At 52.4% G+C, this 15,532-nt stretch carries 13 protein-coding genes and 2 tRNA genes; all 15 read left to right on the top strand.

Annotated elements, in window-relative coordinates; genetic code table 11:
• Positions 1–143 precede the first annotated feature (143 nt).
• The 15 genes from ruvC to dnaE all read left to right on the top strand — a co-directional run bounded on the left by ruvC (position 144) and on the right by dnaE (position 15,357).
• Positions 144–662 (top strand): crossover junction endodeoxyribonuclease RuvC, encoded by a 519-nt coding sequence (ruvC, locus tag G8770_RS01115; protein ID WP_167180871.1) that lies wholly within the window; start codon positions 144–146, stop codon positions 660–662.
• Between the two features lie 143 nt (positions 663–805).
• Complete coding sequence (ruvA, locus tag G8770_RS01110) at positions 806–1,432, top strand: Holliday junction branch migration protein RuvA (RefSeq protein ID WP_167180869.1); 627 nt, start codon at positions 806–808, stop codon at positions 1,430–1,432.
• A 121-nt stretch (positions 1,433–1,553) separates the two neighbouring features.
• Positions 1,554–2,594, top strand: a complete 1,041-nt coding sequence (gene ruvB / locus G8770_RS01105) for a Holliday junction branch migration DNA helicase RuvB (protein WP_167180867.1) — start codon at positions 1,554–1,556, stop codon at positions 2,592–2,594.
• A 95-nt stretch (positions 2,595–2,689) separates the two neighbouring features.
• Positions 2,690–3,121: a tol-pal system-associated acyl-CoA thioesterase gene (ybgC, locus tag G8770_RS01100; protein ID WP_243760212.1), complete on the top strand. Its 432-nt coding sequence runs from the start codon at positions 2,690–2,692 to the stop codon at positions 3,119–3,121.
• A 319-nt stretch (positions 3,122–3,440) separates the two neighbouring features.
• Positions 3,441–4,142: a protein TolQ gene (gene tolQ / locus G8770_RS01095; protein WP_167180863.1), complete on the top strand. Its 702-nt coding sequence runs from the start codon at positions 3,441–3,443 to the stop codon at positions 4,140–4,142.
• Positions 4,143–4,215: 73 nt separating this feature from the next.
• On the top strand, positions 4,216–4,641 hold the full coding sequence (tolR, locus tag G8770_RS01090; RefSeq protein WP_167180861.1) for a protein TolR: 426 nt from the start codon (positions 4,216–4,218) through the stop codon (positions 4,639–4,641).
• Between the two features lie 30 nt (positions 4,642–4,671).
• Positions 4,672–5,460, top strand: coding sequence for a cell envelope integrity protein TolA (gene tolA / locus G8770_RS01085; RefSeq protein WP_167180859.1), 789 nt, complete (start codon positions 4,672–4,674; stop codon positions 5,458–5,460).
• A 177-nt stretch (positions 5,461–5,637) separates the two neighbouring features.
• Complete coding sequence (gene tolB, locus G8770_RS01080) at positions 5,638–6,921, top strand: Tol-Pal system beta propeller repeat protein TolB (RefSeq protein ID WP_167181371.1); 1,284 nt, start codon at positions 5,638–5,640, stop codon at positions 6,919–6,921.
• Positions 6,922–7,032: 111 nt separating this feature from the next.
• Positions 7,033–7,530, top strand: a complete 498-nt coding sequence (gene pal / locus G8770_RS01075) for a peptidoglycan-associated lipoprotein Pal (protein ID WP_167180857.1) — start codon at positions 7,033–7,035, stop codon at positions 7,528–7,530.
• 58 nt (positions 7,531–7,588) lie between these two features.
• The gene (gene ybgF / locus G8770_RS01070) at positions 7,589–8,407 is read left to right on the top strand and encodes a tol-pal system protein YbgF (RefSeq protein WP_167180854.1); all 819 of its coding nucleotides are present in this window, start codon (positions 7,589–7,591) and stop codon (positions 8,405–8,407) included.
• Positions 8,408–8,879: 472 nt separating this feature from the next.
• On the top strand, positions 8,880–9,554 hold the full coding sequence (gene queC, locus G8770_RS01065; RefSeq protein ID WP_167180852.1) for a 7-cyano-7-deazaguanine synthase QueC: 675 nt from the start codon (positions 8,880–8,882) through the stop codon (positions 9,552–9,554).
• Positions 9,555–9,669: 115 nt separating this feature from the next.
• Positions 9,670–9,745, top strand: a tRNA-Lys gene (locus G8770_RS01060).
• Between the two features lie 160 nt (positions 9,746–9,905).
• Positions 9,906–9,981 (top strand) — tRNA-Lys (locus G8770_RS01055).
• Between the two features lie 493 nt (positions 9,982–10,474).
• On the top strand, positions 10,475–11,530 hold the full coding sequence (nadA, locus tag G8770_RS01050) for a quinolinate synthase NadA (protein ID WP_167180850.1): 1,056 nt from the start codon (positions 10,475–10,477) through the stop codon (positions 11,528–11,530).
• Between the two features lie 209 nt (positions 11,531–11,739).
• Entirely contained in the window at positions 11,740–15,357 is a 3,618-nt protein-coding gene (dnaE, locus tag G8770_RS01045; protein ID WP_167180848.1) for a DNA polymerase III subunit alpha, read from the top strand.
• The last annotated feature ends 175 nt before the right edge of the window (positions 15,358–15,532 follow it).

Raw genomic sequence — 15,532 nt, 5'->3', positions numbered from 1 at the left:
GCCTTGCTGCGCATCAGGTAAATAGCAGGGAGACGTACGGGCCCGGAGTCCGTTCGTTTCCGGTCAGTTCTTTCTTGACCTCCCTTCGGTTTAGCGACACACTAACCACTGGATGAAAAAACAGTATTAAGGTGTGGCCACCTATGGCGCTCATATTGGGGATTGACCCCGGCTCAATCAAGACCGGCTTTGGTATCATCAATCACGTGGGATCCCAGTATGAATACATCAGCAGTGGTGTCATTCGAATTCCCAGTCTCAGCCTGCCAGAGCGTTTGAAAATTATTTTTGATTCGGTCACTGAAATTATTGAAGAATACTGCCCCCAGGAGATGGCCATTGAACATGTGTTTATGGCCAAGAGTGCCGGCTCGGCGCTTAAGTTGGGGCAGGCGCGAGGCGCTGCCATTGTGGCGGCAGTGAATCAGAACCTGGCGGTGTCAGAATACGAAGCCAAAAAGATTAAGCAGTCTGTGGTGGGAAATGGTGCAGCGGATAAGCGGCAAATGCAGCATATGGTGAAAGTGCTGCTGAAATTGCCGTCGGAGCCCCAGGAGGATGCCGCAGACGCACTGGGTGTGGCCATCTGTCATGCCAACAGTCAGCAACACCTTATTAAAATCGCGACGGCCAAGAGTTTTCGTCGTGGGCGTATGGTGTAAAGCCCTTTAGGGTAAAGCGTTTAATAGTTTCCCCCATGAAGAAGCCTTTATCGGTTTATAACGGCTTTATAAAGGTATTTAAATAACTGCGTCCTCAGCGGGATATGTGGCTGCTGGGGTGCCGATAGAAGGGCTCGGTGATTATGATTGGACGTCTCCAGGGACAGCTTGTAGAGAAGCAGGCGCCAGAGATTCTGGTGGATGTGAATGGTGTAGGCTATGAAGTTTTGGTGCCTATGACGACCCTGTATCAGCTGCCGGAAGTTGGCGGTCGGGTGACCTTGTCGATTCATTTCGCTGTCAGTGAAAACTCACAGGCTTTATATGGGTTTTACGATAAAAAAGACCGTGAGCTGTTTCGGACGTTAATCAAGGTCAGCGGTGTGGGGCCAAAAATGGCGCTGGCCATCCTCTCGGGTATGGAAACCGATGAGCTGGTGAGCTGTGTCATGGGAGACAAGGTGTCCGCTCTGGTGAAAGTCCCCGGGGTGGGTAAGAAAACAGCCGAGCGACTGATTATTGAATTGCGCGATAAATTGAAAACCTGGCAGGTGGCACATTCACCTCTGGCCGACATGGAGGCGGCCAGTCAGCCGGCAGTGGCCGACAACACCAGCGATATCGTGTCCGAGGCTGAAAGCGCGCTGGTGTCTCTGGGGTACAAACCCGTGGAGGCGAGCAAAATGGTGGCAAATGTTTTAATGGCCAATACGGTGACGCGCAGCGAAGAATTAATTCGTTTATCCTTGCGAAGCCTGTCTCTGGCTTAATCGTTCTGACTTAATCCCCATGGCTTTATGGTTCTCAGTGACGGGTTCAGGTGACTGGTTCAGGTGGCTGGTTCAGGTGACGAGGCAAGGCAGAATCCATTGACAAAGAAGATCCCAGACAATGATTGAAAAAGACCAGTTTGCCGCCACAGAGCGGGTGATCAGTGCGGAGCCTCGGGTGATGGAGGATGTCCAGGATCGTGCGGTGCGCCCCAAAAGTCTCAGTGAATATGTCGGCCAGCCGGTCGTGCGCGAACAGATGGAAATCTTCATTCAGGCCGCTAAAGGCCGTTCGGAAGCGCTGGATCATACTCTGGTGTTTGGCCCGCCGGGATTGGGTAAAACCACACTGGCCAATATCATTGCCAACGAAATGGAGGTTGATCTTAAGACCACTTCTGGCCCGGTATTGGAGAAGGCGGGTGATCTGGCGGCTCTGATGACCAACCTTGAGCCCGGCGACGTGCTGTTTATTGATGAAATCCACCGCCTCAGCCCGAACGTGGAGGAAGTGCTTTATCCCGCGATGGAAGATTATCAGCTGGATATCATGATTGGCGAGGGGCCGGCCGCCCGTTCCATCAAGTTGGACCTGCCGCCGTTTACGCTGGTGGGGGCAACCACTCGAGCGGGCTTGTTGACCTCGCCGTTGAGAGACCGCTTTGGCATCGTGCAGCGTCTGGAGTTTTATAACGTCGCTGACCTGACCCATATTGTGACTCGTTCAGCGGGGTTAATGGGGGTGCAGATTGATGAGCAGGGGGCGTTTGAGGTGGCGCGTCGCTCCAGGGGAACCCCTCGAATTGCCAATCGCCTGTTGCGCCGTGTGCGGGATTTCGCCCAGGTCAAAGGCGATGGGGCAATCGGTCAAACGATTGCGGATCAGGCGCTGAATATGTTGAACGTCGATGAGCGAGGCTTTGATCACATGGACCGCCGGTTGCTGCTGGCCATGATTGAAAAGTTTTCCGGGGGGCCGGTTGGGGTCGAGAGCCTGGCTGCTGCGATCAGTGAGGAGCGCGACACCATTGAGGATGTTCTGGAGCCCTATTTGATTCAGCAGGGTTATATGGCTCGCACACCCCGCGGGCGTATGGTAACGGCGATGGCCTATGAACATTTTGGGTTTGATTTGCCCAAGCGTTTTCAGGACGAAGGATAAGTCGTACACTAATGTAACTTTGTACCATCATTCACTGTTACGTTGCCGATCATTCAACTATGACCCACTCTCCAGTACCACAGGCAAATTCTCCATTGTCAGACGTTCAAGTATCCGGAACCCTCTTTCAGCTGCCGTTGCGCGTTTATATAGAAGACACTGACGCCGGCGGTATCGTGTACTACGTCAATTATCTGAAATACATGGAGCGGGCACGCACCGAATGGATGCGAAGCTTTGGCTTTGAAAAGCCGGCGATTCTCGATGAGGGTAAATTGTTTGTGGTCCACTCGGCAAATGTTCAATATTTACGCCCGGCTTTGCTGGATGATGAGTTGACGGCAACTGCGCAGATGAGTAAGTTGGCCCGCAGTTATTTGATCTTTTCACAGACGATTGAGCGCCAGGGGGAACCCATTTGCCGCGGCGACATCAAAGTGGCGTGTGTGGATCAGGGAACAATGAAGCCAGCGGCCATTCCTCAGGCGATTCGAGACGTGCTCAAGTCTTCGGGGACCGCCGATTAGGTTTTCGGAAGTGACTGAGCCTTTGTAAGTCTGGACCTTATGCCGCTGCCGGCTCTTTGGGGCAGCGCCAAGCCAAACCCATGTTGTCCGGTGATGGTGCGCGTCAGGCTGGTCTTGTGCACTGGTCCAGTCTGTCCGTCCATGGCAAGCATGACTGCTTGAGAGGATAAGCGCTCAAACTGAGCAAAAAACAAGCTGGACAAAAATTAAACTGAGCAAACCAAGTCAAACCAGAGACATTATAAGCAGCGAGTGTTCGCAGTCATTATCGTACCTGTATGACCTCCCTTCTTGATGATTGAACAAGGAAATTGTGGCCATGGCCGAGAGTGAATCTTTATCCATTATTAGTCTGATCATTAATGCCAGCCTGCTGGTGCAGCTCGTCATGTTGCTATTGTTTATGGCTTCGGTGGTGTCCTGGATGATGATCCTCCAGCGAGGGCATTACCAGCGCCAGGCTAAGAATTCATTTCACCAATTCGAAAAGAAATTCTGGTCGGGCGGCGACCTTGGCCAGCTTTATCGTGACGGTAATCAGCGGGCGAGCACACACCCCATTGACGGTGTCGAGAACATCTTTCGGGAAGGCTTTAAGGAGTTTAGTCGGCAGCGCCAGCAGGGACGCAGTGATCCGGATGTTGTGATGGAAGGTATTCAGCGTGCCATGCGGGTTGCCCTGGCTCGTGAAGAGGAAAAGCTGGAAGCCAACCTGCCCTTTTTGGCAAGTGTGGCCTCCGTCAGTCCTTACATTGGTTTGTTCGGCACGGTGTGGGGGATTATGAACTCGTTCCGGGGTCTGGCGAATGTGCATCAGGCCACCCTGGCGACCGTTGCACCGGGTATTTCCGAGGCGCTGGTGGCTACGGCCATGGGGCTGTTTGCAGCCATTCCTGCTGTTTTGGCCTATAACCGCTATTCCGCCAATGCAGAATCGCTGGTGAATAACTATGAGACATTTGCTGAAGAGTTTACGGCGTACCTGCACCGTCAGGTTCACAGTGATTCCGGGTCTCGCTAACTGGGATGCTTGCTTTGGCGAGCACTGCAGTTTACGAGCACTTGAATACACAGCATGATGAGAGAATAGCGGTATGTTGCGTCGCAAGGTGAAGAAAAAACCCATGGCTGAAATCAATGTGGTGCCCTACATTGACGTGATGCTGGTATTGTTGATTGTGTTTATGGTGACTGCGCCATTGTTAATGCAGGGCGTAAAAGTTGAGTTGCCTGCAGCACCCTCTGCGCCATTGGATGATAAGCAGGAAGAGCCGCTGATTGTGTCGGTGGATGCGAAGGGGCAATATTTTATTAATTTGGGTAAAGACCAAAAGCAGGCGAAACCCCTGAAAGAAATTTCCGATACAGTGGCGAAGATCTTGCGTCAGAAGCCCGGCACACAGGTTCTGGTGTGGGGTGACACGGCGGTAGATTACGGCGTAGTTGTGGCCATGATGACCGCTTTGCAGGGAGCTGGCGCACCGTCCGTTGGCTTGGTCACAGAGCCTCCCGAGTTGTAGGCCTGATTGATGATGCCTGCTGCGGTTAAAATGTCGGATAAAAGTTATTTCCTGCCTGTGGTGATCAGTGTTCTGATGCACGGGATTCTTCTCGTCCTGGTGGTGTGGGGCTGGGAGTCAGCTGAATTGCCAAAACAAAAAATGACGCCTCGCTATGTGGAGGCCACTCTGGTCACCATCAAGCCCAAAACGGTTCAACAGGCCGCGCCCAAACCCAAGCCCAAAGTGGTGGATATGGCCGCCAAGCGTAAAGAGCAGCAACGCTTGCAGCAAGCGGCTGAAAAAAAGCGCCTGGCTCAGCAAAAGGCTGAACGGGAGCGGTTGAGGAAGCTGGCAGAAGAAAAGGCTCGAAAAGAAAAAGAGAAAAAAGCCAAGGAGCAGGCCGACAAAGAGCGCCTCGCCAAGCAGCGTCAGGAGCAGGAGCGCAAACGACAGCAGGAGCAGCAGCGCCAGAAAGAAGCCGCGTTTAATGATGCCCTTAAGGAAGAGGAAGCGTTACTGGCCGCTCAGGAAGATGAAGTCACTGCGCAAAGTTATGTTGCCCTGATGGCACAAAGGATAGAGCAAAACTGGAGCCGCCCGCCCTCTGCCCGCAACGGTATGAAATGTGAGTTAGCCATACAGCTTATACCTACCGGTGAAGTGATCAATGTGACCGTTGTGAAAAGTAGTGGCAACAGTGCTTTTGACCGGGCCGCGGAGCAGGCTGTGAAAAAAATCGGCCGTTTTGACGAGTTGAAAAAAGTTGAACCCGACGTGTTTGAGCGGTACTTCCGCCAGGTTACCCTGGTCTTTAACCCTCAGGATCTCAGGTTGTAAGCGCAGCTGATGAATGTAAGCCGCTCGGTTGCGACCCTCTTTGTGTATCGAGTGGCGGGTGTGTGGTGAGCGCTTGCTTCTGCTGCTAAGCTGTTGCAACGTTGGGTGGGGTTTGCCTGCGAGGCATGGGGTTTATCACCATGACCGGGTTACTATTTAATGTTAGGGGTTGAAAGAATGATACGCGCAACAAGATTTACCATTGTGCTGGCTTGGTTTATGGGAATGGCCTCGCTGGCAAAGGCGGAGTTGACCATCGAAATTACACAGGGGATGGACAACCCAACTCCGATTGCGGTGGTGCCGGTAGCCTGGTCGGGCCCTTCATTAAATGAAAATATCAGTGATATTGTCGAGGCGGACCTGCGCCGCAGCGGGCAGTTCAGGCCGGTTCCCAAATCGGACATGTTATCCTTTCCGCGGACGGAGGCAGATGTTTTTTTTCGTGACTGGAGTGTGCTTGGCTCGGAATACCTGGTCATCAGTCGGCTAAGCAGTACCCCGGAAGGCGGTTACTCGCTGGACTTTGAGCTGTTTGATGTGTTGTCGCAAAAGAAGGTTTTGCAGCGTAACGTAAAGGGCGGCAGTCGCAGCTTGCGGGACTTGGCGCATGCGACCAGCGATGCGGTCTATGAAGCGGTCACCGGGATACGCGGTGCTTTTTCCACCAAGATGATTTATGTCGAAGGCTTCGGCAATGAGAAGTTTCGTCTGATGCTGTCCGATGCTGATGGCATGCGTGAGCGTTTACTTCTGGAGTCAAAACAGCCCATCATGTCTCCAGTCTGGTCGCCGGACGGCAAGCAGGTTGCTTATGTCTCTTTTGAGACCGGGCGCCCGGCGATTTTTCGTCAGGTTCTTGCTACCGGTGAGCGCCAACAGCTGACTAACTTTAGAGGTTTGAATGGTGCGCCGGCCTGGTCACCTGATGGTAAACAGTTGGCGATGGTGTTGTCCAAAGACGGTAATCCCGAAATTTACACGTTAGATGTTGCCAGTGGACGGTTCACTCGTATTACCCGACACTTCGCGATTGATACCGAGCCGAGCTGGACGAAAGATGGAAAAGGTCTCATTTTTACTTCCGATCGGGGGGGGAAGCCCCAAATTTACCAAGTAACGCTTGCCAGTCACCGTATAGAGCGCTTAACCTTCGAGGGTGATTACAACGCCAGGGCGCGGATTTCTCCGGACGGTAAAACGCTGGTGATGGTCCATCGTTACAATGGGGTGTTTCATATTGCCACTCAAGATTTAGCGAGTGGCGATCTTCGCATCTTGACGGAGACTCAACTGGACGAGTCTCCCAGTATCGCACCTAATGGAGCAATGTTGATGTATGCGACAAAGTACCAGGGTAAAGGCATACTTGCTGCGGTGTCTCTTGATGCAGGGGTAAAATTTAGGCTGCCGTCCAAGCAAGGAGACGTTCGGGAGCCAAGTTGGTCACCTTATTATTAAAAATATGCTATAAGGTTGTTGGAATTTAGATCGGGTTATATGCTGTAATATGATCCAGATTTGGCCAAGACTAGATTAATGATTAAACGATTATACCACTAGGAGTTCATTATGCTTTCCACAGGATTGAAGCAAAGCCTTACCCTTGCTCTGGTTATGGCGGCCTTGGCCGGCTGTTCCAGTACGTCTACCACTGATCAGGATGCCGCTGCCGATTCGACCATGACAGGCACCGCTGACACAACCGATACGTCTTCTATGGACACTATGGAGCAAGAACCTGCTCCAGTATTGGATACCGTCTTTTACTTTGAGTTTGATCAATCCACTCTGAATGCTGATGCCCGTGCAGCGTTAACGGCTCACGCCGCTAACCTGAAAGCAGCCCCACAGGGTGTTCGTCTGGAAGGTCATGCTGATGAGCGTGGCACTCGTGAATACAACATGGCCCTGGGTGAGCGTCGTGCAAAGTCTGTACGTGACTTCCTGGTTCTTCAGGGTGTTGATGGTTCTTTGATTGAAACTGTAAGCTACGGCGAAGAATACCCAGCGGTATTGGGCAGCTCTGAGTCTTCTTACAGCCAGAACCGTCGTGTTGAACTGAAGTAATATCAGAACGATGAAAGAGCTTTTCTCTTGGACCGCGGCCGTTAAGGCTGCGGTTTTCGTGTTTTCGTGTGTTGGGTTTTTTGTCCCTTTGGCTTCGGCCCAGGTGCAGGTGGTGGACTCCAGCAATCGTCTTTTGGTTTCTCCTCGGACTGAAGCAGCTCAGGCTTCTGCTCAGCCGGCTGTTGCTCAAGCAGTGGCTTATCAGGAGGCCTCGTCAGGAACTCCTCCTGTCCAGGCTCCGGCAGCAGCAACAGATGTTCAGACTCAGATGTATTTTCAGGTGCAGTCCCTGCAGCAAGAAGTGCTGGAATTGCGGGGCTTGGTTGAAGAGCTGACTTATGAGTTGAAGCGCCTGAAGCAACAACGTCTGGATGATTACCTAAGTCTGGATAAACGTCTGACTGCCCTTGCGGGTGGAAAGGCGGCCACTGCTCAGCCCGAATCTGCAGGGCCGTCGCCCAAGATGGCCAGCTCCTCGGCGGGGGCTGCGGGTGCTCAGTCGCAGGATGAATTGCAGCGTTACCGGTCGGCCATTGATCTGGCTTTGCGCCAGAAAGATTACGATAAGGCGGCAACGGCGTTTAACCAATACCTGCAAGATTTCCCGCAAGGCACCTACGCGCCTAACAGCCAATACTGGTTGGGTGAGATTTACCTCAAGCAGGGTGGGTTGGAGCAGGCGAGGGACTGGTTCAGTCGGTTGTTAAGTGACTTTCCTGATCACGCCAAAGCCCCCGATGCGGCCTATAAGCTGGGGACGGTCTATGATCAATTGGGTGATAAAACCAAAGCTCGCAGTTTGTTGAGCCAGGTGATTGCGGACAGCCCTAATTCGAATGCTGCACGGCTGGCGAAAAATTACCTGACAGGAATGTAGTCTTGTTTAAAGGCGTCTGAACGCTTTCTTCAGGTTGCGTTTGAACAGGGTTGCTAACCCCTGGCTGGTTTTGGGTTTGTTGTCCCTTGTGCGGGTTGTGCTGACATTGCGTTAATGGCTGTGTAAAAGCTGTGCCTGCTCGCCTGAAGTGTCACCGGTCACAAGCTTACCCTATAGAGTCGACCCCTAAGAAGGAGTGCTTGAGCGCTCCTTTTTTTCGTTCTGCTTTTTGTTCTACGTCTGCTCACCGCTAATTCGCCTAAACTTGGCAGATTGGTTAAGATGCCGTTTTATTAATGCCGGGTATCAGTTGGCCAAGGTGTTGAGCGTTGCTTGAGTCTGGCTCTCGACCTGGAGGGCAGGCAAACCATGGGTGCGTTTATGCCCAATGATGTTGCGGTGGGTGTTTTGCCATCCACTAGATACCGCTTACAAACACTAGATAACCTGTAAATTTCAAAGAGGTGGCAATATGTCCAACCCTAAAGCTGTCGTGTTGGTGTCGGGTGGGCTGGATTCCACGACGGTTCTGGCCATGGCTCAGCAGCAAAAGTTTGATTGTTACACCCTGAGCTTTGACTATGGACAGCGCCACAGGGCCGAGCTCATGGCGGCGGAAAATACATCAAAAACGATGGGTGCGGTTGAGCACAAAGTCGTTAAGCTGGATTTGGGCACGATTGGTGGATCGGCTTTGACCGATGAAAGTATTGATGTGCCGGAAGAAGAAACGGAAGGCATTCCGATTACCTATGTACCCGCTCGCAATACCGTCTTTTTGGCGATCGCCTTGGGTTGGGCGGAAGTGCTGGGTGCCCAGCGAATTTTTGTCGGTGTGAATGCGGTTGATTATTCTGGCTACCCCGATTGTCGGCCGGAATTTATTCGGGCGTTCGAGGTGATGGCAAATCTGGCCACCCGATCCGGTGTTGAAGGACAGACCCTGTCGATAGACGCTCCCTTGATTGATATGACCAAGGCTGAAATCGTGCAGGCAGGGGTTGCGTTAGGGGTAGACTATTCATTGACAGTCTCGTGTTACCAGGCCGATGAGCAGGGGCGGGCCTGTGGCAAATGCGACAGTTGTCGACTGCGACGCCAGGGATTCGTTGAGGCGCAGTTGCCAGATCCTACTCGTTACGTTTAATAGCCTCTGTTGGGGTGGATGTTTAAGCCATTGTTTATAGGTAACAATCTTTAAAAATAAATCGAAAAAAGCGCTTGTTTTTTGAAACGAAATCACTATTATATGCGCCTCCTTTGGGTCGTTAGCTCAGTTGGTAGAGCAGTTGGCTTTTAACCAATTGGTCACTGGTTCGAATCCAGTACGACCCACCATACAAGGCGCACAATGATACTGAGCCATCTGTGCACACCTAAGGTCTCTATTCTGAGATTTTAGTGACAATTTGAGAGCTACAAAGCTTGAGTGTTCCAGCGGTGTTTATCCGAAGTTCCTGGCAGTTTAACAGGGCAAAACTGGACTGCAAAAAGATTTGGGTCGTTAGCTCAGTTGGTAGAGCAGTTGGCTTTTAACCAATTGGTCACTGGTTCGAATCCAGTACGACCCACCATACAAACAAAAAAGGCTGCCCATTGGGTGGCCTTTTTTGTGTGCCCGAAAAACTCGTCTGGGGCGAACCGCCGTTCGATCAATCGCATCGCGACTGAGGCGCGGAAGGCGCACTCTGTGTTTCTTAACGCAGGGCGAAAATAGCCCCCAGACGATGTGAGTCAGGCCGGCGCCTCAGTTTTACTGTTCCTGTCACCTGTCACCTGTGTTTTAGATAACCTTCTGCAGAGTTTTGTTTTGGGGCTTCGCCGGCTGGGTTGCGGGTCTCCTAAAATGTACAGATTTCCGGCTTTTTCATCACTTGCGCCTTCTGGCTGCAAAGTCATTCCACAATATTGACTTTCTGGGTGACAAAGTGATCGGTTTGTCGGTTTCGGCTTGAATGCCGGGCCGAAGGCAGCTGGTCAAAAAGTAAGCGCGTGGCATGATATTTTAGCGACGCATTATTGCCGGTATGTTAAAATGACGGGCTCAGAAACGAGTCGGATCGATCTATGACTGTCATTGAAAAAGTACCTTCCAAAGAAAATGCCCGTGAATTAGTGCGGGAGCATTTTGCTACTGTGCCCTCATCCGTGATGAGTGCAGCCGAGCAGGAGTCCTACAAAAGTGATATCAAGCGTTTGCTGAAAGAGCAGAATGCTGTGTTGGTTGCTCACTACTACACAGACCCTGTGATTCAGGCGTTGGCGGAAGAGACCGGCGGATGTGTTTCGGACTCGCTGGAGATGGCGCGCTTTGGCAAGCAGCACGATGCCGAGACGCTGATCGTTGCCGGGGTCAAGTTTATGGGCGAAACCGCCAAAATTCTTACCCCTGAAAAGCGTGTTTTAATGCCCACACTGGAGGCGACCTGCTCCCTGGACCTCGGCTGTCCCGCGGACGAATTTTCTGATTTTTGCGATCAACACCCGGATCGGACCGTGGTTGTTTATGCGAATACCTCAGCTGCCGTTAAGGCGCGTGCGGACTGGGTGGTCACCTCGAGTATCGCTTTGGACGTGGTGGATTACCTCGATTCCCAGGGGGAAAAGATACTCTGGGCTCCGGATAAGCATTTGGGGCGTTACGTGCAGAAGCAAACCGGCGCTGATGTGTTGTTGTGGGACAGTGCTTGTATTGTGCACGAGGAGTTCAAGGCCAAAGGTATTTTGGACCTGAAAGAGCAATACCCGGATGCCGCTGTGCTGGTGCATCCCGAGTCACCCGAAAGTGTGGTGGATATTGCCGACGTGGCGGGTTCAACCTCGCAGCTGATTAAAGCCGCTCAGAGCCTGCCGAATAAGCAGTTCATCGTGGCTACCGATCAGGGCATTTTTTATAAAATGCAGCAGCTGGCCCCTGAGAAGGAGCTGATTATCGCGCCTACCGCAGGTAATGGCGCCACTTGTCGCAGTTGTGCAAACTGCCCGTGGATGGCCATGAATGCACTGGACAACCTCAAAAGTGTGCTTTTGAATGGCGACGGCTGTGAGATTTTTGTGGATGCAGATCTCCGCCAGCGCGCCATGAAGCCGCTGCAGCGCATGTTGGATTTTTCTGCAAAATAAACGGCTCATGTGAGTGCCCGCTATCGCTGCGGGCACTGATTTTTCCTCTTCTTCTGTTCTTGCGCTGCCAAATAGATCACTATTTGTTCCGCTGCGGTGCTGCAGGTTTTGATGCCTGGGCCGGCACTTTCAAATTCCCTGTCATTCAGCTTCTTTTTCGCTAGAATGTGGGGCAGCTTTCCCTTTTATGAAGACCCCCGGCGCCATCTATGACCCCTGAATTTATTCACCTTCGTCTACATACTGAATTCTCTCTGTCAGACAGTTTGATTCGAGTTAAACCGCTGGTAGAGGCGGTCAAGGAGATGGGGATGCCGGCCTGTGCGGTGACCGATCTCTGCAACTTCTTCGGTTTGGTAAAATTCTACAAGGCGGCCACCGGGTCGGGTATTAAGCCCATCGGCGGCGCTGATTTTTGGGTGAGTGCCGAGGAAGAGGGGGCTGATCCCAGTTTGATTACCCTGCTGGCCATGAACACCAAAGGCTACAAGAACATCACTGAGCTCATTTCGATGGGGTATCAGCACGGGCAGTATTTGGGTGAGCCTTATCTGCAGCGACACTGGATCAGTGAGCGGGCCGAGGGCATCATCGCTCTGTCGGGTGGTAAATTTGGCGATATCGGCCGGGCCCTGCTGGGGTCCAAGCCGGCTGTGGCCGCAGGGCTGTTGCAGGGCTGGATGCGGGATTTTCCTGGCCGGTTTTATCTTGAACTGCAGCGCACGGGCCGGCCGCAAGATGAGGAATACCTTCACGCAGCCGTTGCGTTGGCAGATCAGTCACAGTGCCCGGTCGTAGCGACTAACGATTGCCGTTTTATCAAATCCGATGAATTCGATGTCCACGAAGCGCGGGTGTGTATTGGAGAGGGGCGGGCTCTGGATGATCCGCGACGTGAGCGACGCTACAGTGAAGAGCAGTATTTACGCAGCCCTGCAGAAATGGCTGAGCTGTTTTCGGACATTCCTGAAGCTCTGCAGAACTCGGTAGAAATTGCCAAGCGCTGTACTCTGGATATTGAATTGGGCAAATATTATTTGCCTGATTACCCGATTCCTGACGATTTTGAAGAAGACCCGTATTTTAAAAACCGGGTGCCCTATGACACCTTTGTGGGCTACGCCCGTGACGCCATGGCCGAAAGCTGGGCCGGTCGTGAACAGGAAGAAGAATATGCAGCGATGCTGCGCACCAACGTCTTTTTCCAAAAGATTTCTTACGAGGGGCTCGATGAGCGTCTCGATTTTTTGTACGACACCTCGGCACCGGACTTCCCTGAAACCTACAGGCTGTATTGGGAGCGTTTGCAATTTGAGCTCAATATCATCATGCAGATGGGATTCCCCGGTTACTTTCTGATCGTCATGGACTTTATCCAGTGGGCCAAAGATCACCAGATTCCGGTGGGGCCGGGCCGGGGCTCCGGTGCGGGTTCTCTGGTGGCGTATGTACAGAAAATTACCGACCTGGACCCTCTGGAATACGATCTGCTGTTCGAGCGTTTTCTGAATCCCGAGCGGGTTTCCATGCCCGATTTCGATGTGGATTTCTGCATGGAAAACCGCGATAAAGTGATCAGCTATGTGGCTGATAACTATGGTCGTGATGCGGTTTCTCAGATCATTACCTTCGGTACCATGGCGGCCAAAGCGGTGGTCAGGGACGTGGCCAGGGTGCAGGGAAAATCTTACGGCCTGGCCGACAAACTCTCTAAAATGATTCCCCCCGATCCGGGCATGAAGCTGCAGGTGGCGTTTGAGCAGGAAGATACCCTGCGGGAATTTTTAGAGGTGGACGAAGAGGCTCAAGAGATATGGGAGGTTGCTCTCAAGCTTGAAGGCTTGACTCGGAACGTCGGTAAGCACGCCGGTGGGGTGGTGATTGCCCCCACTAAATTGACTGACTTTGCGCCGCTCTACTGCGATGAGACCGGCGGCGGGTTGGTGACGCAGTACGATAAGGGCGATGTGGAAGATGCGGGTCTGGTTAAGTTTGACTTTCTGGGCCTGAGAACACTGACAATCATCGATTGGGCGCGCAAGATGATTGATATTCAGCGTGCCAAGCTGGGTGAAAAGCCGCTGGTGATTGAAGCCATTCCGCTCGATGATCCGCATACCTTTAAATTGTTAAAGGCCGCGCAAACAACCGCAGTTTTCCAGCTGGAATCCCGTGGTATGAAGGATCTGATCAAGCGCTTACAGCCTGACAATATTGAAGACATGATTGCCCTGGTGGCGCTGTTCCGACCGGGTCCTCTGGATTCAGGCATGGTCGATGACTTTGTCAACCGTAAACACGGTCGGGCTCAGGTTGCCTATCCCGATGCGAAGTATCAGCATGAAAAGCTGGAACCCATTCTTAAGCCGACCTATGGTGTCATTGTATACCAGGAACAGGTCATGCAGATCGCCCAGGAACTGGCCGGTTATTCGCTCGGTGGCGCCGATATGTTACGGCGTGCTATGGGCAAGAAAAAACCGGAAGAGATGGCCAAGCAGCGTTCCACCTTTGCCGACGGCGCGAAAGGTCAGGGGGTAGACCCCGACCTGGCGATGAAAATTTTTGACCTGGTGGAAAAATTCGCCGGCTACGGGTTTAACAAATCTCACTCGGCCGCCTATGCGGTGGTGTCTTACCAGACGGCCTGGCTTAAAGCGCATTATCCCGCTCAGTTTATGGCAGCCACCATGTCTTCGGACATGGATAAAACCGATAAGGTTGTAACCTTCATCGAAGAGTGTCGGGAGATGGGGCTAACCCTGTTGCCACCCGATGTGAACTCGGGTGAGTTTCATTTCAACGTTGATGATGATAACAACATTATCTATGGCCTGGGGGCGATTAAGGGGCTGGGTGAAGGTCCGATAGAAAATATTATCGAAGCCCGCAAGTCGGGACCGTTTACCGACTTGTTTGATTTTTGTGCACGGGTTGACCCTCGTAAAGTCAACAAGCGAGCCATTGAGGCGATGATTCGCTCGGGAGCGCTGGATGGCATCAGCCCGAAAATTGACCGGGATTACGACCGCGCGGTTTTACTGGCGGCCATGCAGGAGGCGGTAAAAGCGGCTGAGCAGAGTGCCGCCAATGCCAATGCGGGAATGGTCGATTTGTTTGGCGATGTGGTGCCCACCGCGCAAAGCGGGGCGGATGTGTACGGGGAGTTCAGACACGTTCGCAGCTGGAGTATTAAAGAACGCCTGAACGGTGAGAAGGATACCCTGGGCCTGTACCTTACCGGCCACCCGATTGAAGAGTATCGAAATGAGCTAAAACATTTGGTGTCCTCGCGCATTGTTGATTTGAAGCCTGAGAAAAGCAGCCAAAACGTGGCGGGTCTTGTGGTCGGGTTGCGAGTCATGAGAACCAAGCGCGGCGACAATATGGCGTTCGTCACCCTGGACGACCGTTCGGGTCGAATTGAGTGCGCTATTTTTTCTGACACCTACAATGAATACCGGGAGAAGTTGGTTAAAGATGGAATGTTGATCATTGAGGGGCAAGTCAATTTCGATGATTACAGTGGCGGCTTGAAAATGCGGGCTGAAAAAGTGCGTAGCCTGGCCGATGCCCGGATAGATTTGGCGCGTGGATTGGTGATCGAAGTGTCTTCGGATCAATTGCCACAAAGCTTCCCCAAACAATTGGCGAACCTGTTGGAGCCATACCGTCAGGGGCGCTGTGCTGTAAAGCTCAATTATCGGCGCCCCGACGCCAGTGGCCGGGTCTTGTTGGGGGCATCCTGGCGAGTCAGGCCGCAGGATGAGCTGCTGGAGAACCTGAGAGAAATATGTGGCCGGGACAAGGTTTCTCTGGAGTACTGAAGCTTTGAGACCGGCTTCCTAAATCGGCCAGTCAGACCGCCGATCTAGTCAAAAGTGGTCGACTCATTGGTCACTTTCGCGTATGGTATTTAGCTTTAATGCAGGGCTTCAGGGGGTGGTCAATCTGGCACTCACGCCCCTCTGGTCTCTCACAAACAATAACTTGATGCTTGGA

Origin of the sequence: Pseudomaricurvus hydrocarbonicus (genome assembly GCF_011602365.1) — a bacterium.
Taxonomy (GTDB): Bacteria; Pseudomonadota; Gammaproteobacteria; order Pseudomonadales; family Cellvibrionaceae; genus Pseudomaricurvus; species Pseudomaricurvus hydrocarbonicus.
The sequence above is the reverse complement of the archived record's forward strand: the minus strand, read 5'-3'. Positions and strand labels throughout refer to the sequence as shown.

Excerpts from the sequence above, each read along its gene's own strand:
- ruvC (WP_167180871.1), top strand. The coding sequence starts at position 144 with ATGGCGCTCATATTGGGGATTGACCCCGGCTCAATCAAGACCGGCTTT.
- ruvA (WP_167180869.1), top strand. The coding sequence starts at position 806 with ATGATTGGACGTCTCCAGGGACAGCTTGTAGAGAAGCAGGCGCCAGAG.
- ruvB (WP_167180867.1), top strand. The coding sequence starts at position 1,554 with ATGATTGAAAAAGACCAGTTTGCCGCCACAGAGCGGGTGATCAGTGCG.
- tolQ (WP_167180863.1), top strand. The coding sequence starts at position 3,441 with ATGGCCGAGAGTGAATCTTTATCCATTATTAGTCTGATCATTAATGCC.
- tolR (WP_167180861.1), top strand. The coding sequence starts at position 4,216 with ATGTTGCGTCGCAAGGTGAAGAAAAAACCCATGGCTGAAATCAATGTG.
- tolA (WP_167180859.1), top strand. The coding sequence starts at position 4,672 with ATGTCGGATAAAAGTTATTTCCTGCCTGTGGTGATCAGTGTTCTGATG.
- tolB (WP_167181371.1), top strand. The coding sequence starts at position 5,638 with ATGATACGCGCAACAAGATTTACCATTGTGCTGGCTTGGTTTATGGGA.
- pal (WP_167180857.1), top strand. The coding sequence starts at position 7,033 with ATGCTTTCCACAGGATTGAAGCAAAGCCTTACCCTTGCTCTGGTTATG.
- queC (WP_167180852.1), top strand. The coding sequence starts at position 8,880 with ATGTCCAACCCTAAAGCTGTCGTGTTGGTGTCGGGTGGGCTGGATTCC.
- nadA (WP_167180850.1), top strand. The coding sequence starts at position 10,475 with ATGACTGTCATTGAAAAAGTACCTTCCAAAGAAAATGCCCGTGAATTA.
- dnaE (WP_167180848.1), top strand. The coding sequence starts at position 11,740 with ATGACCCCTGAATTTATTCACCTTCGTCTACATACTGAATTCTCTCTG.